This is a genomic window from Paenibacillus sp. CAA11 (genome assembly GCF_003060825.1).
Lineage (GTDB): Bacteria > Bacillota > Bacilli > Paenibacillales > Paenibacillaceae > Fontibacillus.
This window is the reverse complement of the sequence record NZ_CP028922.1, coordinates 3826839-3848743: the sequence shown is the minus strand read 5'-3', so window position 1 is coordinate 3848743 and position 21905 is coordinate 3826839. Positions and strand designations below refer to the sequence as shown.

The window sequence follows — 21905 nt, the reverse complement described above, 5'->3', positions numbered from 1 at the left end:
AGACCTACAAGGAGCGAGGAGCATTATCCTGGCTTCTTTTCTTTGCGAGCAGTGTTCTATAGTCTCCCGCCCGCTGTGTTGGAATATCCCTGTTACATTAAAAATAACTATGTAAAATACAGCTAAATATGGGATAGGGAGCTCTGCAATGAAAAGAAAATATAGTGATTATTTTCACCAAAAAGAAAGGTCCGACCGGCGTCACCTCGTCATTCGACTGCATTTTTTCTTTTTTGCCGTATTTGCTATTTTTACCGTTATTATTATCCGCTTAGCCATCGTTCAATTTGCGGAGGCGCCCATGCTTGCCGTACAGGAGGCAAACCTTAATGTGAAGCATATTCCTCTACCGCCTTCCCGGGGGACCATTTATTCCAGGGATGAAGTCAAGCTGGCTTACTCGACACCGGTACAATCGCTCTATATGACCCTTCTCAAGGATTACAGCCAGAAGACGGGCGCTGACAATCGGCCGGAGGCTGTTAAGCTTGCCGCCGATATCGCAGCAGCATTTAAGAAATACGGTGATCCTAAGGCAGAGCATCCAAGCGCTGATCAAGTGCTCAAAGCGATGGATCTGGATTTCAAAATCAGCGGGGGGTATGTCCCAAGACGGCTGAAGGTTGGTCTAACGGAGAAGGAGATCGCCTACTTCATGGAGCATAAAGGGGATTTTCCCGGCATTGATGTGGTCGAGGAAAGCATCCGCCATTACCACCCCGATTCGATCGCTGTGCAGACGGTGGGCTATGTGAAGAAGTTTAAGGGAGCCTCCTACAGCTTGGATAAATATGAGAAGCTGCGGGATGGAGGGGCCGGGGATCCGGCTTTGCAGTACATCGATACAGAGGACGTAGGGTACGATGGCCTTGAATACCAGTACCAGGATGTGCTCCGGGGCAGAAACGGCTATAAGACAGTGTCGATCAATCAGCAAAATATGGCCGATGCCATCACAGATATTGTAGCGTCAGAGAGAGGATACAATATCCATCTGAACATTGATACGAAGCTTCAGCTCAAAACCCAGCAAGCCATTATGGATCAGCTTCACTGGCTGCATACGCACCCTGTCAGCGGTCAGACGCATCCAAGTGCCAAGACAGGCTACGCTGTAGCCATGGAGGTTGAGACGGGTAAGGTTGTGGCTATGGCGAGTATGCCGGACTATGATCCGAATACGCTTGAGGGCTGGGATCTTGAGAACTATCAGAACGGTACGATCACGCCGTTTAGCTCCGGTCGCTCCGGTCACAATCTGGAATCCGTGGTCCTCCTGGGTTCGACCATTAAGCCGCTTTCCGTGCTGGTTGGACTTAAAGAGGGTTTATTCACTACAAGCACGCCTTACCAGGATAGGGGGATTACGTATTTTGGGAAAAATAATTCCGCCAGCGTAAGAAATGCTTCAGGCCATGTCTATGGTTATCTTCGCTCCCCAGCAGAAGCCATTCGCCATTCCTCCAATGTATTTATGGTCGATATGATCAGCAAGAAGCTGTACAGAAAGTACCATAGCCAAGGAATTGAGATCTGGGATAAGCATATGAAAGAGTTCGGCCTCGGTGTCTCCACAGGGGTGGATTTGCCCAAGGAGTATCTTGGGACATTGGAGTATAAGGATAAGAAGGAGACGGTGCTGTCCAGACTGGTCTATTCCTCTTGGGGACAGCAGGGGAAATACACTACACTGCAGCTTGCACAATACACGACGATGCTGGCCAATCGGGGCAAGCGGCTTGCGCCGCAGCTTGTCAGCAGAATTACAGATGATCAGGGCAAGCTCATTCGGGAGTTTAAGCCTGAAGTGTTGAACGAAGCCAAGTTTAAGAAGAGCTACTGGGATGAGGTCATTCGCGGGATGGCTACCAAGGTCAGCGCGTTTGATGATTTCCCCTATGATTTCGCCCGCAAGACAGGTACATCAACACAGGATATCTATAAGAACGGTAAAAGAGTTCAGACGGATAACGGGGTCTTCATCGCCTTTGCCCCTCGTAAAAACCCTAAGCTTGCGGTAGCTGTTGTTATCCCAGAAGGTGGATATGGAGCCCAAAGCGCTGCACCGGTGGCCCGCAAAATCTTCGATGCCTATGATATGGAATATGGTCTGGATGGCGTACCCAAGAAGGGGCATTAGCGGAATCAGCAGGCTGTTAGTTCACTGAAAAGAGAAAAAATTTGCATTATAGAAACCTTGTCCCCCTCTGCATCGTTACTAGAGTAAGGGATATTTGTTCTGCAATAATATTCCCCCTGGATAGCTTATAATGGAAACATTCGCAGTAGGCATTTAACCTATGTTAAAATAAAGAACGCAAAATGATTTAGGCAAAAGGGTGGGAGAAACTAAGGATGAAGAAAGCGTACAGCGAGGATCCTCGCCAGGAGGAAGCATCGCGCCGTCGTCATTTTAATATCAGGCTCAATATTTTCTTTTTTAGCGCATTTGCAATCTTTACTGTCATTATTGTTCGTCTCGCCATTATTCAATTTGTTGAAGGACCTACGCTGTCGGCGCAGGAAAGCAGCTTGAATGTGAAGAATGTTCCGCTGCCTCCTTCCAGAGGCTCGATTATTTCCCGGGATAATGTGAAATTGGCTTATTCCACGCCTGTGCAGTCTTTATATATGACCTTGCTCAAAGACTACAGCAAGAACACGGGGGCGAAGAATCGCCCAGAGGCTATGAAGCTTGCAGCTGACATTGTTGCGGTCTTCAATAAATATGGAAATCCCAAAGGAGAGAAGCTGACCGTTGATGATGTAGTCAAAGCGATGGACCTTGATTCCAAGATCAATGGTGGGTATGCACCACGCCGACTGAAGGTGGATTTGACGGATAAAGAAGTCGCTTATTTCATGGAACACAAAGAAGACTTTCCTGGTATTGATGTTGTAGAGGAGAGCATCCGGCATTACGCTTCAAACTCTATTGCGGTACAAACCATCGGTTATGTCAAGAAATTCAAAGGTGCATCCTACAGTTTGCCGTTCTATAAAGAGCTTAGAGAAGCGCAGTCTACAGATCCATCCGAACAATATATCGATACCGAGGATGTCGGCTATGACGGATTAGAGTATCAATATCAGTCCGAGCTGCGGGGCAAGAACGGGTACAAGAGCGTGCCGATCAACCAGCAGAATATGGCGGACGGCGTGTCGGACATCATTCCTCCCGTTAAAGGGAATGATGTGCACACTAACATTGATTCCTATGTTCAGCAGAAGACCCAGGAGGCGATTACCGACCAGCTGAAATGGCTGCATACCCATGCGGTAAGCGGTAAGACGCATCCGAACGCACAGACTGGATATGCGGTAGCGATAGAGGTAGACACCGGCAAGGTTGTCGCTATGGCGAGCATGCCGGATTATGATCCTAACAACAATAAGGGCTGGAACATTGAGAATTATCAAAATGGAACGATTACTCCGTACATGTCGGGACGCTCCGGACATGATCTGGAATCCGTGGTTCTCATGGGCTCCACCATCAAACCGTTGTCCGTATTGATCGGATTGAATGAGAAGTTGTTTAGTACCTCAACTCCTTATACGGACCGGGGGATTACGCACTTCGGTAAGAATGATTCTGGCAGTGTGCGGAACTCTCAGGGTCACAACTATGGTTATTTAAAATCTCCGGCGGAGGCGATCAAGCATTCTTCTAACGTTTTCATGGTCGACATGATCAGTAAATTGCTGTATAAGAAGTACCATGAACAAGGAATCGACAAATGGGATAAGTATATGAAGCAGTTTGGCCTAGGAGTATCAACAGAGGTAGACCTCCCCAAAGAGTATTTGGGATATCGGGAATATATGAATAAGAAAGAAACAGTTCTCTCCCGCCTAGTCTATTCCACTTGGGGCCAGCAAGGGAAATATACGACCTTGCAGCTTGCACAGTACACGGCCATGCTGGCCAACCGGGGCAAGCGGCTGCAGCCGCAGCTTGTAGATAAGATCACGGATCAGCAGGGAAAGGTAGTTAAGCAATTTACGCCTAAGGTGCTTAACAAGGTTGATTTCAAGAAGAGCTATTGGGATGAAGTTATCAAAGGAATGGCTACAAAGGTCAGCGCGTTTGATGACTTCCCGTATGATTTTGCGCGGAAGACAGGAACGTCCACACAGGATGTTTATAAGGATGGACGGCGAATTCAGACGGATAACGGGGTGTTTATTGCTTTCGCTCCCCGCAAAAATCCGAAGCTGGCCGTTGCTGTAGTGATTCCAGAGGGCGGCTTTGGTGCACAAAGTGCTGCGCCGGTAGCCCGCAAAATCTTTGATGCTTACGATTATCAATATGGGCTCGACGGCGTGCCGAAGAAGACCCTGAAGTCGGCGACAGACAGCAAAACAAATGAATAGTTAGATAGAATGAACTAAAGAAACGAATGTTGTAGGGCCGCATTAGGCTGTTAAATATAGAAAGATCAATGTAAAACTTTAGTTCAATCTATATAGCATTGCAAAAAGGGCTGTGCCAGTAATGGTACAGCCTTTTTTGCGCATGGAAGGTGACATTTTTCCAAACATTAGGTGAATTCCCCCTTGATATTCGCCTTTCTATCGATTAGAATTTGCATTAGGGAAACATTATTAGTCGTAGACAACAAAGATGATATCAGATAAAAATTATTCCTGTGGACAAGAAAGTGGGTTTAAGACAAGAATAACGTTTTGGGGGAGGGAGAAATATGGAACTGCAAACTAAGAAAAGCCCGCTTCAGCGTGCCAAGATTACACTGAGCGTTATTATGCTGGTTATCGTGGCAGCCTGCTCAAGGGTTGATGGAGAAGGGGAACATGCCACCCGGACAGATCAGGATCATCCGATTCAGGTGACGGCCACAATCGGCATGATTACTGATGTAGTCGAGGAAATTGGTGGGGATGAGGTTAAGGTTATTGGGCTGATGGGGCCGGGCGTGGATCCGCATTTGTACAAAGCGTCTCAGGGGGATATTCGCAAGCTTGATCAGGCAGACCTTGTTTTCTATAACGGGTTGCACCTTGAAGGGAAGATGACTGAAATTCTTGAGAAGTTGGAGAATAAAAAACCGGTCATTGCTGTCTCCAAAAATATAGACCCGTCTTTGCTTCGTTCAGGTAAGGATACAGGAGGTACCGAATACGATCCTCATATTTGGTTCAATGTGAAGCATTGGGTCAGTGCGGCACAGACTATTGAGCAGGCGCTGTCCGCTTATGATCCGCAGCATGCTGGGATGTACCAAGCAAATGCGGATGCATATATTAAAGAGTTGGAGGAACTAGACAAGGAAATTCAAGATAAAATTGCCCAAATTCCCGAGGAAGGTCGGGTGCTTGTGACAGCGCATGATGCCTTCGGGTATTTCGGAGATGCCTACCACATTAAAGTGATGGGACTTCAAGGGATCAGCACAGCGGCGGAATATGGTTCCAAGGATGTTGGCGCACTAAGAGATTTTCTAGTGGAGCAGCGGATTAAGGCGGTGTTTGTAGAGTCCAGTATTCCTACCAAATCGATGGAGGCAGTTATCGCCGGGGCCAAGGAGAAGGGGCATGATGTTCGGATTGGAGGGGAGCTCTACTCAGATTCTATGGGAGACCCGGGCTCGGAGGCGGATACCTATATCAAGATGGTACGCCACAATGTTGACACGATTGTAGAGGCGCTTAAATAGAGCAGCAAATATATAAAAGACGGATTTATGGGAGGGAAGAGGCTATGTTTGAACAAATACCTCTGCGGGTTGAACAGCTTACTGTTGCATATCAGAAGAAGCCGGTGTTGAAGAATGTCTCCTTCCAGCTGCCGGAGGGAAAGCTAATCGGTGTGCTTGGGCCGAATGGTGCGGGAAAATCCACATTGATTAAGGCCATTCTCGGCCTCATTCCGAAGGTGGATGGCAGGGTGTCTATTTACGGCAAAGACTATAAGCAGCAGCGCAGCCGGGTTGGCTATGTGCCCCAGCGCGAATCTGTGGACTGGGACTTTCCGACAAACGCGCTGGATGTTGTGATGATGGGACGCTATGGAGCCTTAGGTTGGTTCAAACGGCCCGGCGCAGAGGAGCGACGCCTCGCGATGGAATGTTTGGCGAAGGTAGGAATGGCTGACTTTGCCGGGCGGCAGATCAGCCAGCTGTCCGGCGGCCAGCAGCAGCGGGTGTTCCTGGCCCGGGCGCTTGCCCAGCAGGCGGATTTATATTTCATGGATGAGCCGTTTGCCGGCGTAGACGCAAGAACCGAGAAGGCGATCATTGCTCTGCTGCACGAGCTAAAGTCACAGGGATGCACTGTACTGGTCGTTCACCATGATTTAGCGACAGTGGAGGAATACTTCGATCATATTCTGCTCATTAACGGGGAGCTGATCGCTGAAGGACCTACAGCGGAAGTATTTACTGCGGATCAGCTCCAGCGTACTTACGGAGGGCGCATTGCATTGATTAAGGATACGGAATCGTCGGCGATACTGCCGGTCTCGAGGTGATATAAGATGGATTGGCTAATGGGTATGCTGAACGATCCGAATATACGCTGGATTCTGCTGGGCTGTCTGCTGCTTGGTCTAGGCAGCGGAGTTATCGGTTCCTTCGCCTATCTTCGCAAGCAAAGTCTGCTGGGGGACACCCTTGCTCATGCCGCCTTGCCAGGCATCTGCATTGCCTTCATGCTGAGCGGGATTAAGTCGGTCGGACTGTTCCTGCTGGGGGCGATCCTATCCGGCATGCTAGCGACGTTTGGGATTTATGCCATTACGCGCTACACCCGAATTAAGCAGGATGCGGCGATGGGCATCGTGCTGTCCGTATTCTTTGGCATAGGGGTCGTGCTGATGACTCAAATTCAGCACAGCGGTAATGGCAATCAGAGCGGCCTGGATAAGTACATGTTCGGCCAGGCTGCCTCCATGATGCTCGTGGACGTCTATACTATGGCTGGCGTGTCATTGGTTTTGGTTGTGCTGTGTGCCCTGCTCTTCAAGGAATTCAAGCTGGTCAGCTTTGATCCGGGTTTTGCCAAGGGCCTTGGCTATCCTGTCTCCCTGCTGGAACAGCTGCTGCTCTTAATGACAGTTGTGGCGGTTGTTGTCGGAATTCAGGCTGTAGGTGTGGTTCTTATTGCCGCCCTGCTGATTACTCCTGCCGTAGGGGCTAGATATTGGAGCGACAAGCTGGGCTGGATGGTGAACCTGGCAGGGATCTTTGGTGCGGTCAGCGGGGCGGCGGGAACCTTGATCAGCTCGGGACTGTCGAACCTTCCTACCGGACCGGTCACGGTGCTGGCAGCTACAGCCTTGTTTGCAGTCTCAGCCCTGATTGCGCCTAAACGGGGGGCTTTAGCCAAATTGCTGGAGCGACGCAGAGTCCGCGCCGACTATCTGCAATCGCGGCTTGCGACCAGCGCGGTTCAACAGGAGCCGCTGAATTCTGGTGGAAGGGAGGTATAGCGGATGGCTGACTTTTGGATTATACTCACCGGAGCGCTTGTTGCCGCCTCCTGCGGCATTCTGGGCTGCTTCTTGATCCTTCGCCGCATGGCGCTGATCGGGGACGCGATTAGCCACTCGGTCCTGCCGGGGATTGCCATTGCCTTTCTGCTCAGCGGAAGCAGAGATTCAATCTTGATGCTGCTGGGGGCTGCGGTGCTGGGATTGATCACGGTCTTCCTGATTCAGTTTCTGCAGCGAGGAGGTCTGCAATCCGATGCCTCCATCGGCATTGTCTTCACGGCGTTGTTCGCCATCGGAGTCATCCTGATCAGCCGCAACGCCTCGCATATTGACCTTGATCTCGATTGTGTGCTGTTCGGTGAAATTGCCTACGTACAATGGGACACCTTGATCGTCGCCGGATATGATCTTGGACCGGCAGCCGTATGGATGCTAGGAGGCACACTGCTGCTGATTCTGCTTGTGATCGGCCTGTTCTATAAGCAGTTCAAGATCTGTGCCTTCGATCCGTCGCTGGCCTTCGCCTGTGGCATTCCCGTAGCGCTGTTCCATTACCTGCTGATGGGGCTGGTCTCTCTGTCTACGGTAGCCTCATTTGAAAGTGTAGGTGCTATTCTAGTCGTAGGCATGTTAATTGTACCGGCAGCCACGGCATATCTTCTTACGGACCGGCTGAGCCTCATGCTCGGCTACAGCGTCTTGATTGGCATCGTCAGTTCTGCTGGCGGATATTATGCGGCTGTATGGCTGGATGCCTCCATTGCCGGGGCTATGATTGTCGTAGCAGGTATTCTCTTTGTGCTTGCCTTGATTTTCTCTCCGCTGCACGGGCTAGTCTCCCGTCTCTCTAGACGCAGACAATTGAAATCAGCGGCGGCAGCCTAAGTTAATATAAGCGATAATTAAAGCGGAACCTTACCTTAAGGGCAGGGTTTCGCTTTTTGCTGTGAATTCAGAATAGGGGTCTTTCTCTTGGATAAAGAAGAAGAAGGAGTGTTAGCTGTTGGTCGCTTCCTATGGGTTATGGTAAAATGGCGTGAGAGAGACAGACAAGAGGGATGGAGGATGAAACAATTGAAATACCGGCTATTAGCACTAGATATGGATGGAACCTTGCTTACAGATAATCACCAAATTTCTCCGGAGACCGCGAAGTGGATTCGCAAAGCTTCAGAGGCGGGCGTACATGTCTGCTTGTCCACCGGAAGATCCTATGACGAAGCTATTGACTTTGGAGTGGAGCTGGGGCTCCAGACTCCGATGATTACCGTCAACGGCAGTGAGGTATGGCGAAATCCTCAAGAGCTGTACAGAAGAGAGCTGCTCGATAAGGAGCTGGTCTCCCGTATGTATAATATTGCCCGGGAAAAGAACGCCTGGTTCTGGGCTCACTCTGTAGAGGATTTGTACAATGAGAAGAATTGGGACGATAAGCTTCTGGATGAGAAAGAGTGGGTGAAATTTGGCTTCCATACAGAGGATGATCAGGTGCGTCATGAAATTCTTATGCTGCTGCAGGAGATGGGCGGACTGGAGATTACCAACTCTTCCCCTTATAATTTGGAGATTAATCCGCAGGGAGTTAATAAAGCTACAGGAATTCGCATCGTTTGTGATCTGCTGGGAATCCGTATGGAGGAGACCATTGCGGTCGGCGATAGTCTTAACGATATGGCCGCCATTCAGGCAGCCGGACTTGGGGTAGCCATGGGCAATGCCCAGATTGCAGTGAAAGAGAATGCGGACTATGTGACATCGTCTAATAATGAAGATGGAATCGCAGAGGTCATCCGCAAATTCATATTTGACATGAAGGAGTGAACGGCTTGATCGATGTTATCGGCTGGATCGTTATCATAGGATTGTTTGCCATTGGCCTCGCCGGGGCGGTAATTCCTGTTCTTCCCGGGGTTGTTGCGGTCTATGCCGCCTTCTTCGCCTATGGCTGGTTCTTCTCGTTCGAGCCGTTTGGTTGGGTATTCTGGACCCTGCAAACTTTGATCGTAGCGGTGCTGTTAATTGCCGACTATGCGGTAGGCGCTTGGGGCGTGAAACGCTTTGGAGGCAGTAAAGCCTCCGTCTGGCTGAGCACCATCGGGGCCATTATCGGACCGTTTGTCATTCCTGCCTTCGGTCTGATTCTGGGCCCTTTCATTGGCGCTGTGATTGGGGAGATGTTCTCCGGATCTCCGCTGAAGAAGTCTTTGAAGGTCGGCGTAGGCTCGGTAGTAGGCTTGTTTAGCAGCATGGTTGTGAAGATCATCCTTCAAATTGTGATGATTGTGGTATTTTTCATTTGGCTTATTATATAGAAGCAGTTATGATGAGACGGCTCGTATTATTGCGGGTATTTCGGGGAAAGAAGGGAATTTCGTTTGTCTAAGAAAGAGTCGTTTATCAAAGGAACGCTGATTCTGGCGGCGGCTGCGCTGGTTGCGCGGCTGCTTGGGATGGTACAGCGCGTTCCGCTCGAGCATATTTTTGGAGCGGCAGGCAACTCGGCCTTTACCGTAGCTAATAACGTGTATCTCTTAATACTGACAGTGGCTACCGCAGGAATCCCAAGCACGCTTAGCAAAATGGTATCCGAGCGCTATGCCCTCCAGCGTCCGAGCGAAGCCAAGCGGATTTATCAAGCCGCGTTGATTTTCTCGGGCATTGTAGGTGTGGTGATCACAGTGCTGCTGTATGTACTCGCGCCTGTGTACACGTCGATGATTTCCACACCGGAAGCTACGCCGGCGCTGAGAGCGCTCGCGCCAGCTCTGCTGCTGTTCCCGACCATCTCGATGATGCGCGGGTATTTCCAAGGCAGAGGGAACATGACAGCAGGTGGAATCTCACAGATTGTGGAGCAGATTCTGCGTGTTGCAACGGCCATCGGCCTTGCGCTCGTGCTGCTGCATGCCGGCTTCTCGGATGAGAATGTGGCTGCCGGGGCTTCCTTTGGCGGCGTGCTGGGCAGCATCGGCGCGTTCGGCGTGATGTTGTACTTCACCTTCCAGCTGCGCAAGGCGGACCATTCGCTGCAGCTGGAGGATTTGGCGGCGGGCAATGCTCCTCTGCCGCTTATGAAGATCTATGGCGATATCTTTAAGCTGTCGATTCCCATTGTGCTTTCCTCGCTGGCTATACCGGCCGTCAACTTCATTGACAGCTCCATTGTGAAGCCGCTCTTGATCGGACAGGTTGGGGAGCATCTGGCGACACAGACGCTGGGGATCTTGGGTAGCCGCGCACAGAGCATCGCCGGCATTCCGCCGATCCTGTCCATTGCGCTCAGCACCTCGCTGATCCCAGTGATCTCAGCGGCCTTTGCACGCAAGGATATGGCCCATCTGCAGAAGCAGACTACACTGGCGATGCGCATAGCTATTCTGACCGGGATGCCGATTGTGCTGGTGCTTTGTACGGCGGCTTATTCAGTCAACGGCCTTCTGTTCAGCAGCCTGGACGGCAGCGGGATTATCGCTCTGCTCACCTTTGGAACCATATTCCAAATTACGATGTCCACCTCAAGCTCTATTCTGCTTGGGCTCGGCAAGCCGAACCTGTCCATGGTTCATGTGCTGTTCGGGATTGTTGTGAAGCTGGTGGCTAGCTTGGCGCTGGCTCCATTGTTTGGTATTTATGGAATTGTGGCCGGGACAGGCCTCTGCTTCCTGGTGATCACTCTGCTGAACCTGCGTTCCTTGAAGAAAATCGTTCCCTTCTCCATTATGGGAAGACGGTGGGTAGGCTTCCTGGTCACCGTGGTCATCCTCGCTCTGGTGGGGTATGGCCTGAATCAGGCAGGGATTCAGCTTGTATCGTTCATCTCGCCGCGGATTGCCTTCTTCATTACCTGCTGCATCGTTGGGTTGGCTACGGTCGCTATCTACCCGCTGATGCTGATTCTACTTCGGGTAATTCGTCGCGAAGAGCTGGACAGCTATCCGCGTCCGGTTCGCAAACTGCTTCAGCCTTTGATGCGATTTGCTCCAGCTTCAAGCCGAAGCCATTCAGAAGGCTAAAGGCTTTGACTTAAAGATTGTCGTTGCCGGCGGTTTCAGAAGCTTCCGCGGCATCATGTGCAAGCACCCGCTTCATAAGACTAATCCGATGCTCCCGGCTTATATCGCATAAGTAGGGGAGATGGGGCGCATGAATGCCGTCGATGGCGCTGTGATCCTGCAGCCAGTCTTCTCGGCTGATTGGCTCATAGCCCGTGTCGTTCCAGACATCAAGCAGCTCTGGACTGTAAATCCGTCTGCCCTGTGGCAGCTGGCCGTTCTGAAGAAGCTCTGACCCTTGTTCCAAAGAGGTCAGAGCTTCTTCCTGTATGGGCGTGAAGATTCGCGGCCAATAATCTGCGCGAGAGCCGGTATGAGGCACAGAGCCAGCAAAGGAAAAGGTTCCATCCCGCACAGCCTTAAGACCAAAGAGTAAGGCATAGAGATGCTTGCCGAATCCAATTCGGCTAGACAGGCTGCCGAAATCGCTAAGAATGCGTCCGGCCAGCCGGACTTCAGCCTTTTGGCCACCGGGATGCTCCGGCGGATCAGGCAGCTCTGTCCGGGCTGGCAGCGGAAATACAACCTGGTTCAGTCCCGCCCAGCCGGTCAGCCTGAAGCTGGGCCTCGAGGTGACCTGCCGCTGGAAGAAAGGGTGCTGAACTACCCGTCTCTCAATATAGTTCTGCTCGTTGATAATCAGTCCAACGGATAACAGGGCGCTGCAGCGGTCCACCCAGAATCGGTCCCAGAAGGGGCGCATAAACCGGCTGACATGGAAGGCGGGAAGCAGATGGAAATAACTGCGCCCGGCTTCACGGCTCTTCTGATACAGCAGGAGCTGGGGATAGGCATCTTGGAAGATCAGCGCATTGCTGCGTTCGATGAAGCGGTAATAATGAGATTTATCTGGGCTAGACAACAGAGGGTGAGCCGGTCCTCCCTTGAGATCGCTCATATTGTAGCCGGCATTACGGGATACCAGGTGAGCAAGGAATGCCCAGTGCAGCTCAGGATAGGCCTGATAAATGCCTAAATAGGCTTCAGTTCGGGTGATATTGCTGCGCCCAGCCAGCCGGGTAGCTTCCGAAATCTCTTTGATGAGTTCAACTTCCGTCTCGGAAGCCGATTCGGTATTGGGGTGAGCGTCTAATTCGGTTCGTCTCTCCGTGTCCCCGCGTCTAAGCAAGCTCTCGATTTCGGAGCGCACAGCGCGTGCGGCGGGCTCGCTCCAATCCAGCCGCACCCGCTCCTCCCGCAGCTGTCCGGATGCGGTGAAGCCCTCCGCTTTGTTCTTCAGCACTTTGAGCATCGCGGAAGGAAGGGTGAGCAGCCGGCGGGACAAGGGGGTGAGCTGCCCTTGGTCTGGGCCTGAGGAATGCTGCGGATCGTGCATAGGTCGCTTCCTTTCATCCAATCTTATCTCTTAGTATGGCCTGATGATTTGACTTCCAATCTCGGGTTTGATCTACTAGAGTTAAGCGAGCCCTGTTTCGGATAGGGCTTTAGCAGGTTAATCAGTTTATGTATGGAAAGGGTGGAGGAACATGAAGAAAGTAACAACAGCAGCAGAGTTCCGTGAGGAGACTGGCTCAGACAGGTTGACCGTGGCTGTATTTAAAGCAGACTGGTGCGTAGACTGCAAGTTCATTGATCCGTTTATGCCGGAAGTGGAAGAGAAATACAAGGATCGTCTGACATTGATTGAAGCGGATGTAGAGCAGCTGGAAGAGATCAGCAGCGAGCAGAACATACTGGGTATTCCAAGCTTCGTAGCTTACGCCAATGGCAAGGAACTGGTGCGCTTTGTGAATAAGCTGCGGAAGTCCCGCGAGGAAATTGAGGACTTTCTAGATAAAGCCCACGCGGTTTATAGTTCATTGTCTAATAAATAATCAACCCTATATATCACAACACTCCCCTTTTAGGGGGGTGTTTTTTGCATATTTGAACATATTGTCACAAGTCGCCTGTGATATGAGCTTTTTTATCCGTTATAATGATTATGAAATAAGAAGCGTTCTAAATTTAAAGTATCGCGGGTGAAAACAATTGAACACTAAACAGCTGAAATGGCTTAGTTATGCATCCAGTTTATTTATGTTTTTTGCCACATTTGGCGGAGGTGTCGTAACGAAGACAGAGTCCGGTCTTGGCTGCGGTAACCAGTTTCCGCTCTGTAACGGCAAATTTGTACCTGCCCATACCGTTGCTTCTCTAATTGAATATTCGCACCGTATGGTCAGCGGAATGGCTGGATTGCTTGCCTTGGCAGCCTTTGTGGCCATCATAATTTACCGTAAGAACCGTCGCGATTTGCGCGTGTTCTCCCTGCTCTCCCTGATTTTTGTAGTGATTCAGGCAATTATGGGGGCGCTTGCTGTAGTGTATTCACAATCAGCACCTATTATGGCCCTTCACTTAGGGTTCGCGCTGATTGCCTTTGCCAGCTCGTTAATGCTCTCCCTAGGGATGAGGGAACAGCATCGGTCCGAGCGCCAGCTCCCTGCACTGCCTGCCTTGGGGGTGTCCAAGAAGCTTCGCAATCTGACGATTTTTACAACCATTTACACGTACCTCGTTGTTTATACCGGCGCTTATGTTACACACACGGATTCGGCTGGAGCCTGCTCGGGCGTGCCGCTCTGTAACGGCAAGCTTGCACCACTCTCGGGCGGTGAGGGGATTCAGTTCATGCACCGCGCGGCCGCTGTGCTGCTCTTTGTGGTCATTGCTGTGCTGGCCCACTATGCTTACCGAAATCCGAAGGGGAACCGTGAGATCAAAGGCTTGGGCCTTGCCTCGATTCTGCTGATTTTCCTGCAGATCCTAGTCGGTATTTCCGTAGTGTACACGGTGAATGATTACAACTGGTATCTCTTTACTTCTATCGCGCATATTCTTGTAATTGAAGTTCTGTTCGGGCTGCTTTGCTATATGAGTGTACGAACCTGGCAGCTAAGCCGTACGCCTAAGAACACGAACAATGGACATCTGGATATCTGATCGACAACACCCTTGAATTGAAGTAATATTTATAGAAGCTCTATGAATTACTGCAGGCCCTATAAGGCGGATTTCCCTCCTTGAGGGCCTGTTTATCTAGGATAAAGCTTGCACCCGTGACCTACTTTAGGTACATAATGAATTAAGGATTTAATGTGGGAGGGAACTTCTTGAGTTATAAAAATTTACGTCAATGGATCGAAGCGCTCCGCAAGGAGAATGATCTTGCTATTATTGAAGCGCCTGTCGATCCTTATCTAGAGCTGGCGGAAATTCACCGCCGGGTCATTGAAGAGGGTGGGCCAGCGCTGCTGTTCACAAATGTAAAAGGCACGCCCTTTCCCGTTGCCACCAACTTGTTCGGCACGGTCCGCCGGGTCGATATGGCCTTTGGTCCGAAGCCGGAAATGTTGGCGAACCGTCTGGTTGGCGCGCTTGAAACCTTGCTTCCGCCAACTCCTAAAGCGCTTTGGGAGGAACGGGGACTGCTGTGGGATTTGATGAAGATCGGCGTCGGCAGTATGCCGAAGACGGTCTCGAAGGCCGATGCGCCGGTGCTGCAGATGTGCCGGACGGACAAGCCGCTGGCTGAATTGCCGAAGGTCACTAGCTGGCAGGAGGATGGAGGGCCGTTTCTGACCCTGCCGCTGGTCTATACCGAAAGCCCGCTGCGGCCGAAGGATCATAATCTGGGCATGTACCGGATCCAGCTGTACGATGATCAGACCACGGGAATCCACTGGCAGATCCATAAGGGCGGAGGCTTCCATTATCATGAAGCTGAGCAGCGTAATGAGCCGCTTCCGGTCTCCATCTTCCTCGGCGGGCCTCCTGCGCTGATTGCTTCAGCGATTGCTCCGCTGCCGGAGCATTTGCCGGAGCTGCTGCTTACTTCCTTCGTGCTGGGGGAACGCCTGCCTATGGCGGAGAATCCGCTTGGAGGCCACCGCATACCGGCTGAGGCGGAATTCGCGATTCATGGATTTGTACCGCCGCATGAACGCCGTCCGGAAGGACCGTTTGGCGATCACTACGGTTATTATTCACTGCAGCACGATTTCCCAGTGCTTAATGTAAATCATATGTGGCACCGCAAGGATGCCATCTATCCAGCAACGATTGTCGGTAAGCCGCGTCAGGAGGACTACTATTTGGGCGACTTTCTGCAGAAGTTGCTGTCTCCAGCGTTCCCTATGGTGATGCCTTCCGTGCTTACAGTATGGACCTATGGCGAGACAGGGCACCATTCCCTTGCTTCTGCTCGGGTGAAAGAGCGCTATTCCCGGGAGGCTCTGGTGGCAGGCTTCCAGATTCTCGGGCAAGGGCAGCTCTCGCTCACCAAGTTCCTGATGCTGACAGATGCGGCTGTGGATTTAGCCGACTTCAATACACTCCTTCGGACGATTCTGGAGCGCTTCAATCCAGCGACAGACCTGTTTATCTTCAACAACACGTCCCATGACACGCTGGATTATACAGGGAAGCGTCTGAATCACGGCAGCAAGGCGATCCTGATCGGTGTCGGTGATCCGGTTCGCGAGCTGCCTGTACACTATGATGAAGGCGACATTGCGGAGATCGATAAGATCGCTCCGTTCATCGAGGGCTGCCTGGTGGTATCCGGAGCCTCCTATGAGCGCGAGCCAGAGCTTGCATCCCGTGTACTCTCCCGTCTGCGTGAACGGGGAACAGCCTGGCCGCTGGTTGTGCTCGTGGACGACGCAGCCGAGGTAGCAGCAAGTACGAATAAGTTCCTCTGGACGGTCTTCACGCGGTTCAACCCGGCGACCGATATTTATTCTGGGGCTGAGGTCCGCCAGCACCATCTGGCTTACAGCCTGCCGCTGGTGATTGATGCCCGCATGAAACCGGGATACCCGGATGAGCTGTTCCCGCGTGAGGATATTGTGAAATTGGTGGATGAACGTTGGAAAACCTATTTTCAAGGGTAAACTTTAGAGTACAAACGAAAAATAAGCCAAGAGGTCTGATATCGCAGCATAGCTTACAACCGCGGCATATCAGCTTATAGATCATACACAAAGCGAGGGATAGGGATGCTGCGAACGCTGCTGGGAGAACCGCCTAGAGAGAATGAGGGACTGCTTCAGGACGCGATGAACGCCATGGTAGAGACGCTGCATAAGCTGGAGCGGGAAATGGATAAGAACGATGATCCTACCCATGATTACCGCCGCCTGGAGATTTGGACACGGGGGCTGATTTCCTCGATTGATGAGCTGGAGCAGAGTGCGTATGCTGCCGCTTTTTTCAGAAAAAAGGTGACGACCGACTATATTGATGAAATGCAGCCGCAGGAGAAAAGCGATTATGCCCGGTATGTGTATTTTTATAAAGATGGTTTTATACGATTGTTCTCGCTATTGGACAAGCTCGGAACTTTGCTGAACGATCTATACGAGCTGAACACGGCCAAGGTCAAGCCGCACTTTTCTTATTTTACCGTGCTGCGCCAGTTTCGTTACTTGAAAGTGCACCTTGAGCTTGGAAATAAGCTGAGTGACCTGAAGGAAAAGTATAAAGAGCCGCTTGGGCTATTGCGCCGCCGCAGAAATACGGAGATTCATTACATGAACTCGGAAATGCAGGACGATCTCTGGCAGCGCCACCGAACCCTGCATGGCAAGATCGAGCTGGAGGACCTAGACAAGCATCTCAAGGACCTGGCAGATGGCTGCGAAATGGTGTTCAGCACCGTATTTACCGTATTTGATTATACAAATAAAAATTGGCGAAAAGCCAAACCGTAATTTAATTTGCCAAGGGCAAAATTTCCCTTTGACAAACTATGTGAGAGTCTCTATACTAAGTCTATCTTCAAGTTATGAAAACATAACATTTATTTTCTTATAATTTCATATTTCTTATCCAGAGAGGCGGAGGGAAAGGCCCGATGAAGCCCGGCAACCGATTCGGTGGCTATTAAATGGTCCAAGTAAGCAGGAGACCCTTTATAAGTTACCCGAGTGACATGGTGCTAATTCCTCAGAGTACATGATCATGTATTCTGGCAGATGAGAAGGTATAGCTCTTACATGCATAGAGCCCTTGGAATTCTGCCGAGGGCTCTTTTTATATGATAAAGAGACGTGCAGATGAGCTTAAAAACGTGTATTAGAAGACAGGAGGGAATGTTGGGTTGATTGAATTAAAAGGAATCACCAAGATCTACGGCAGCAAGCAGAAAATAACAACCGCCTTGTCCGGATTGAATCTCTCTGTAAAAAAGGGAGAAATCTTCGGAGTCATTGGGCATTCGGGTGCGGGCAAGAGTACTCTTATCCGCTGTGTGAATTTGCTTGAACGTCCAACTGAAGGAGAGGTTTGGGTAGGCGGTGTGAATCTGACCTCCCTTGGCAAACGTCAGCTGCAGAAGCAACGGCATAAAATCGGCATGATCTTTCAGCACTTTAACTTGTTATCGTCGGCAACGGTCTATGATAATATCGCATTTCCCCTGACCCTGATCGGTACGGATAAAGCTAAGATCAAGGCGAAGGTGGAGGAGCTGCTGGCTCTGGTTGGACTTGAGGCTCACAGCAAGAAGTACCCGTCTCAATTGTCGGGCGGACAGAAGCAGCGTGTCGGCATTGCCCGTGCGCTAGCGAGTGACCCTGATGTGCTGCTCTGTGATGAAGCCACTTCGGCACTTGATCCGCAGACCACGGACTCAATTCTGAGGCTGCTGCTGGATATTAACCGAAAGTTAGGGCTTACCATCATGCTCATTACCCATGAAATGCATGTTATTCAGAGCATCTGCGACCGGGTAGCGGTTATCCATCAGGGCGGAATTGTTGAAGAAGGCCCAGTGGCTGAGGTTTTCCTGAAGCCGCAGCATCCGGTAACCCGGGAATTTGCCTTCCGCGAGTCCATCAGCGGCGATTCGCTCAAGCAGGCCTTGAAGGCCGCTAAATCCGGCGCCCGCGCCGTGAAGATTACGTTCCTTGGCGCAACGACCTATGAGTCGGTTCTATCCCAAGTTGCGAAGGAGACAGGCGTGAACTTTGCGATTCTGCAGGGTACCATCTCTACAATCAAAGATGTTCCTTACGGGCAGCTGGTTGTCTCTTTCGAGGGAGACTCAGGGGCGATCGACAAGACACTGCAAACGCTGACTGAGCGCAACCTTGATGTGGAGGTGATTGAATAAATGTGGGGTCTGGATTTCTCAACCATAGACTGGAACGAAATGCTTAACGGTACCTATGATACCTTGAAAATGATGGCCTACTCGCTCCTGTTTACATTTATCATCGGCTTGCCGCTCGGAGTCATTCTTTTCATGACAGCACGTTCTAATTCCATACTAAACAAGTGGATTTACCGGGTGCTTTCCGTGATTGTAAATATACTGCGTTCCGTACCATTTATTATTCTGATTATCGTCCTGCTGCCATTCACCAAGCTGTTGGTCGGAACCAGCATGGGTGTGCTGGGAACCATTCCGCCGCTTGTTATCGGCGCAGCTCCTTTCTTCGCCCGTCTTGTGGAGACCAGCCTGCGTGAGGTAGACCGCGGCGTGATCGAGGCAGCGCAGGCGATGGGAGCCTCTACGAGCCAAGTGATCCGGCGTGTGCTGCTGCCGGAGTCGCTGCCAGGCCTGATTGCCGGCTTAACCATTACGGCGGTCACGCTTGTATCCTACTCGGCAATGTCCGGGATGGTCGGCGGGGGCGGTCTTGGAGACCTTGCTATCCGCTACGGATATTACCGGTTCGAGACCGAGGTGGCTATTATAGCCATCGTGCTTATGCTGATCGTGGTGCAAATTCTGCAGATGATCGGCGACAGGCTGGTTGTGCATTTTACACGGAAATAAGGAAATAACAGATATAGATGGTGGCTCGTCCTTATTCAAAAACTTATTTGGAGGTCATGTATTATGAAAAAATGGTCAATTGCTTTACTAACTTTGGCGCTTGTAACTGTTCTTGCTGCTTGCGGCAATAACTCGAAGAACAGCAGTTCTGCGGATAAGACGGCATCTGAAGGAAACAAGACGGCAACAACTTCCGAGCCAGTTAAGCTGGTTGTAGGTGCAACCCAGCCGCATGCTGAAATCCTGGAGCACATCGTACCCGCTTTGAAGGAACAAGGAGTAGATCTGGAAATCAAACAATTTACAGACTACAACCTGCCGAACAAGCAGCTGATTGAGAAAGAGCTGGATGCGAACTACTTCCAGCATCAGCCTTACCTGGATGAGCAGAACAAACAGCTGGGAAGCAATCTTGTAGGGGTTGTTGGTGTCCATGTAGAGCCATTTGGCGCTTACTCCAGAAAGATTAAATCTGTTGATGAGCTGAAAGACGGCGCGGTTGTTGCTATCCCGAACGACCCTTCCAACGAAGCACGCGCTCTGCTTCTGCTGCAAAAGCAAGGCTTCATCAAGCTGAAAGACGGTGCCGGAATCTCTGCAACGATCAAAGATATCACAGAGAATAAGAAGAACCTTCAGTTTAAAGAGCAGGATGCAGCTATGCTCCCACGTCTTCTGGATGAAGTAGACCTGGCGCTGATCAATACGAACTTTGCGCTGGAAGCCGGCCTTGTTCCAACGAAGGATGCTCTCTTCATTGAAGACAAGGATTCCCCTTACACCAACCTGCTGGTTGCCCGTCAGGACAATAAGGATTCCGATGCCATTCAGAAGCTGGCTAAAGCCCTGACTTCCGACGACGTAAGAAAGTTCATTGAGGATAAGTATCAAGGAGCGATCGTTCCTGTGTTTTAAGTGACACAGAAACGATCATCCGAAGAGTAACCTTATCAAGCCGCCCATCGGGCGGCTTTTCTTTTGAAGACCGTAAGTTGTAGGCAGGCATTAAATCTTCTATACTATATAGAATGAACTAAAGAAATGAATGTTATTGGGCCGTATTAGGCCGTTAAATATAGAAAGATCAATGTAAAAACTTTAGTTCAATCTATATATACAAATTGAACCACTCTTAATATATGATCCTTGAGTGATAAGGAGGAGAGGCTTTGAAGGGGAAGGTTGCCCTGATTACAGGGAGCGCTAAAGGACTTGGGAAACGGACAGCTCTGACGCTCGCAGAGCAAGGCTGTGATATTGCTCTGAATTATGTACATAGCGAAGCCGAGGCCTATACGCTTCAAGAACAGATCGAGCGGATGGGAGTACGCTGCATTGCCGTACAGGCAGATATCTCCGTTTTTGAGGATAATGAAAAATTGGCAAGAACAGTGCAAGAAGCGCTGGGCTCTATAGATATTCTGGTCAACAATGCAGGTCCCTTTATCCGTGAGCGGCGCCGCTTCTCGGAATATACGAAGGAGGAGATCTTGGCTCTGATTAATGGGAACCTGGTGGGAGCAATGCTGCTGGATCACCATGTTCTCGAAGGAATGCGAAGCCGGGGCTGGGGCAGAATCATTCACTTTGGCTTCGGCCATGCCGGCGAATCCAGAGCCTGGCCACACCGGGCTGTCTACGCGGCAGCCAAGACCGGACTGGTCTCGTTCACGAAGACGCTGGCTGTGGAAGAGGCCGCTTTTGGCATCACTGTAAACATGGTATGTCCGGGAGATATTCGTGGGGATAATAAGGAGAAATCGATCGAGGAGGTTAGCGGATTGGAGGATGGCGAGACACCGCGAGGACGGCCGGGCAGCGGTGAAGATGTGGCCAGGGTAATCTCTTTTTTGTGTCAGCCGGGTTCAGATTTCATCACAGGCAATATTATGGATATCTCCGGCGGCCTTGATCCGATCCGCCCGTGGATCGAGCCAAGATCATGACAGGGACAATAAAAAGAGTCTTGGGCTCCCGCAGGTAACGGGGCCAAGACTCTTTATCTGCTCGGTGAAGATTAAAATACTTGGACGACCTCTTGTACGCCTTCTACCTCTTCAAACAGTGCGCGCTCGATGCCTGCTTTCAGGGTAATAGTAGAACTTGGGCAGCTGCCGCAAGCACCCATCAGCTTCAGCTTCACGATGCCGTCTTCAACATCGACCAGCTCCACATCACCGCCATCACGCTGAAGGAAAGGACGAAGCTTGTCGAGAACTTCCAGTACTTCATCATACAACGTATCTTGTGCGTTTGTGCTCATTGTTTTCAACTCCTTTCTTTTTTATTATATTACAAATAAGATAAAATTAAAATGGCTGTTAAAGCGAGGGAATACCGTATGAGACCTATCATAGAATTCTGCACGAACAATATGCATTTTGGCACCGATGAGGTCATGGAGAAGCTGGAAGAGAATCCAGACTACGATGTCCTCGAATACGGTTGTCTCAATAATTGCGGGCAATGCTTTATGATGCCCTATGCGCTGGTCAACGGCGAGATCGTGGAAGCGGACAGCGCTGACCAGTTATATGATCGTATCCTTGCCAAGATCAAGGAGCTGGAAGCCTGGGATGCACTTGACCTGGATTAATTCTAAATTACTTAG

Annotated in this window: 20 protein-coding genes and 1 riboswitch; of the genes, 18 read left to right on the top strand and 2 right to left on the bottom strand. The window is 50.6% G+C overall.

Going from position 1 to position 21905, the window contains the following annotated elements:
• Nucleotides 1-148: 148 nt before the first annotated feature.
• From DCC85_RS17985 to DCC85_RS17945, 9 genes are all read left to right on the top strand, one after another.
• Nucleotides 149-2140, top strand: a complete 1992-nt coding sequence (locus DCC85_RS17985; RefSeq protein ID WP_108466815.1) for a peptidoglycan D,D-transpeptidase FtsI family protein — start codon at nucleotides 149-151, stop codon at nucleotides 2138-2140.
• A gap of 215 nt (nucleotides 2141-2355) precedes the next feature.
• Nucleotides 2356-4377, top strand: coding sequence for a peptidoglycan D,D-transpeptidase FtsI family protein (locus DCC85_RS17980; RefSeq protein ID WP_108466814.1), 2022 nt, complete (start codon nucleotides 2356-2358; stop codon nucleotides 4375-4377).
• A 329-nt stretch (nucleotides 4378-4706) separates the two neighbouring features.
• A complete protein-coding gene (locus DCC85_RS17975) occupies nucleotides 4707-5678 on the top strand; it encodes a metal ABC transporter solute-binding protein, Zn/Mn family (protein WP_108466813.1) in 972 nt (323 codons plus the stop codon).
• 44 nt (nucleotides 5679-5722) lie between these two features.
• Complete coding sequence (locus tag DCC85_RS17970) at nucleotides 5723-6490, top strand: metal ABC transporter ATP-binding protein (protein ID WP_108466812.1); 768 nt, start codon at nucleotides 5723-5725, stop codon at nucleotides 6488-6490.
• Between the two features lie 6 nt (nucleotides 6491-6496).
• On the top strand, nucleotides 6497-7450 hold the full coding sequence (locus DCC85_RS17965; protein ID WP_108466811.1) for a metal ABC transporter permease: 954 nt from the start codon (nucleotides 6497-6499) through the stop codon (nucleotides 7448-7450).
• Between the two features lie 3 nt (nucleotides 7451-7453).
• Entirely contained in the window at nucleotides 7454-8338 is an 885-nt protein-coding gene (locus DCC85_RS17960) for a metal ABC transporter permease (protein ID WP_108466810.1), read from the top strand.
• Between the two features lie 180 nt (nucleotides 8339-8518).
• Nucleotides 8519-9274 (top strand): phosphoglycolate phosphatase, encoded by a 756-nt coding sequence (locus DCC85_RS17955; RefSeq protein ID WP_108466809.1) that lies wholly within the window; start codon nucleotides 8519-8521, stop codon nucleotides 9272-9274.
• 8 nt (nucleotides 9275-9282) lie between these two features.
• The gene (locus DCC85_RS17950; protein WP_108467944.1) at nucleotides 9283-9765 is read left to right on the top strand and encodes a DUF456 domain-containing protein; all 483 of its coding nucleotides are present in this window, start codon (nucleotides 9283-9285) and stop codon (nucleotides 9763-9765) included.
• Between the two features lie 63 nt (nucleotides 9766-9828).
• Nucleotides 9829-11466 carry a putative polysaccharide biosynthesis protein gene (locus DCC85_RS17945; RefSeq protein ID WP_108466808.1) on the top strand — a complete coding sequence of 546 codons (1638 nt, stop codon included), beginning with the start codon at nucleotides 9829-9831 and terminating at the stop codon, nucleotides 11464-11466.
• Nucleotides 11467-11476: 10 nt separating this feature from the next.
• Here the strand turns inward: DCC85_RS17945 and DCC85_RS17940 are convergent, their stop codons facing one another.
• The gene (locus tag DCC85_RS17940; protein ID WP_108466807.1) at nucleotides 11477-12841 is read right to left on the bottom strand and encodes a DUF2515 family protein; all 1365 of its coding nucleotides are present in this window, start codon (nucleotides 12839-12841) and stop codon (nucleotides 11477-11479) included.
• Between the two features lie 151 nt (nucleotides 12842-12992).
• On the opposite strand from DCC85_RS17940, the gene DCC85_RS17935 reads away from it, so the two are divergent.
• The 8 genes from DCC85_RS17935 to DCC85_RS17900 all read left to right on the top strand — a co-directional run bounded on the left by DCC85_RS17935 (nucleotide 12993) and on the right by DCC85_RS17900 (nucleotide 21240).
• A complete protein-coding gene (locus DCC85_RS17935) occupies nucleotides 12993-13340 on the top strand; it encodes a thioredoxin family protein (RefSeq protein ID WP_108466806.1) in 348 nt (115 codons plus the stop codon).
• A 157-nt stretch (nucleotides 13341-13497) separates the two neighbouring features.
• Entirely contained in the window at nucleotides 13498-14451 is a 954-nt protein-coding gene (locus DCC85_RS17930) for a COX15/CtaA family protein (protein ID WP_108466805.1), read from the top strand.
• Between the two features lie 170 nt (nucleotides 14452-14621).
• Complete coding sequence (locus DCC85_RS17925; RefSeq protein ID WP_108466804.1) at nucleotides 14622-16403, top strand: UbiD family decarboxylase; 1782 nt, start codon at nucleotides 14622-14624, stop codon at nucleotides 16401-16403.
• 105 nt (nucleotides 16404-16508) lie between these two features.
• Nucleotides 16509-17222 (top strand): Cthe_2314 family HEPN domain-containing protein, encoded by a 714-nt coding sequence (locus DCC85_RS17920; protein ID WP_108466803.1) that lies wholly within the window; start codon nucleotides 16509-16511, stop codon nucleotides 17220-17222.
• 111 nt (nucleotides 17223-17333) lie between these two features.
• Nucleotides 17334-17493, top strand: a riboswitch (SAM riboswitch).
• Between the two features lie 118 nt (nucleotides 17494-17611).
• On the top strand, nucleotides 17612-18625 hold the full coding sequence (locus DCC85_RS17915; protein ID WP_108466802.1) for a methionine ABC transporter ATP-binding protein: 1014 nt from the start codon (nucleotides 17612-17614) through the stop codon (nucleotides 18623-18625).
• Nucleotides 18626-19294, top strand: coding sequence for a methionine ABC transporter permease (locus tag DCC85_RS17910; protein ID WP_108466801.1), 669 nt, complete (start codon nucleotides 18626-18628; stop codon nucleotides 19292-19294).
• A 63-nt stretch (nucleotides 19295-19357) separates the two neighbouring features.
• On the top strand, nucleotides 19358-20209 hold the full coding sequence (locus DCC85_RS17905; RefSeq protein ID WP_108466800.1) for a MetQ/NlpA family ABC transporter substrate-binding protein: 852 nt from the start codon (nucleotides 19358-19360) through the stop codon (nucleotides 20207-20209).
• Nucleotides 20210-20463: 254 nt separating this feature from the next.
• The gene (locus DCC85_RS17900) at nucleotides 20464-21240 is read left to right on the top strand and encodes an SDR family oxidoreductase (protein ID WP_108466799.1); all 777 of its coding nucleotides are present in this window, start codon (nucleotides 20464-20466) and stop codon (nucleotides 21238-21240) included.
• 71 nt (nucleotides 21241-21311) lie between these two features.
• Here the strand turns inward: DCC85_RS17900 and DCC85_RS17895 are convergent, their stop codons facing one another.
• Nucleotides 21312-21557 carry a NifU family protein gene (locus DCC85_RS17895; protein WP_068697485.1) on the bottom strand — a complete coding sequence of 82 codons (246 nt, stop codon included), beginning with the start codon at nucleotides 21555-21557 and terminating at the stop codon, nucleotides 21312-21314.
• 78 nt (nucleotides 21558-21635) lie between these two features.
• Between DCC85_RS17895 and DCC85_RS17890 the strand changes: the two genes are divergently transcribed.
• Nucleotides 21636-21890 carry a YuzB family protein gene (locus DCC85_RS17890; RefSeq protein ID WP_108466798.1) on the top strand — a complete coding sequence of 85 codons (255 nt, stop codon included), beginning with the start codon at nucleotides 21636-21638 and terminating at the stop codon, nucleotides 21888-21890.
• The last annotated feature ends 15 nt before the right edge of the window (nucleotides 21891-21905 follow it).

Bases quoted from the DNA above. Each gene is read 5' to 3' on its own strand.
- DCC85_RS17955 (WP_108466809.1), top strand. From the start codon at position 8,519: ATGAAACAATTGAAATACCGGCTATTAGCACTAGATATGGATGGAACC.
- DCC85_RS17965 (WP_108466811.1), top strand. From the start codon at position 6,497: ATGGATTGGCTAATGGGTATGCTGAACGATCCGAATATACGCTGGATT.
- DCC85_RS17985 (WP_108466815.1), top strand. From the start codon at position 149: ATGAAAAGAAAATATAGTGATTATTTTCACCAAAAAGAAAGGTCCGAC.
- DCC85_RS17935 (WP_108466806.1), top strand. From the start codon at position 12,993: ATGAAGAAAGTAACAACAGCAGCAGAGTTCCGTGAGGAGACTGGCTCA.
- DCC85_RS17975 (WP_108466813.1), top strand. From the start codon at position 4,707: ATGGAACTGCAAACTAAGAAAAGCCCGCTTCAGCGTGCCAAGATTACA.
- DCC85_RS17970 (WP_108466812.1), top strand. From the start codon at position 5,723: ATGTTTGAACAAATACCTCTGCGGGTTGAACAGCTTACTGTTGCATAT.
- DCC85_RS17960 (WP_108466810.1), top strand. From the start codon at position 7,454: ATGGCTGACTTTTGGATTATACTCACCGGAGCGCTTGTTGCCGCCTCC.
- DCC85_RS17920 (WP_108466803.1), top strand. From the start codon at position 16,509: ATGCTGCGAACGCTGCTGGGAGAACCGCCTAGAGAGAATGAGGGACTG.
- DCC85_RS17905 (WP_108466800.1), top strand. From the start codon at position 19,358: ATGAAAAAATGGTCAATTGCTTTACTAACTTTGGCGCTTGTAACTGTT.
- DCC85_RS17895 (WP_068697485.1), bottom strand. From the start codon at position 21,557: ATGAGCACAAACGCACAAGATACGTTGTATGATGAAGTACTGGAAGTT.
- DCC85_RS17940 (WP_108466807.1), bottom strand. From the start codon at position 12,841: ATGCACGATCCGCAGCATTCCTCAGGCCCAGACCAAGGGCAGCTCACC.
- DCC85_RS17910 (WP_108466801.1), top strand. From the start codon at position 18,626: ATGTGGGGTCTGGATTTCTCAACCATAGACTGGAACGAAATGCTTAAC.
- DCC85_RS17890 (WP_108466798.1), top strand. From the start codon at position 21,636: ATGAGACCTATCATAGAATTCTGCACGAACAATATGCATTTTGGCACC.
- DCC85_RS17980 (WP_108466814.1), top strand. From the start codon at position 2,356: ATGAAGAAAGCGTACAGCGAGGATCCTCGCCAGGAGGAAGCATCGCGC.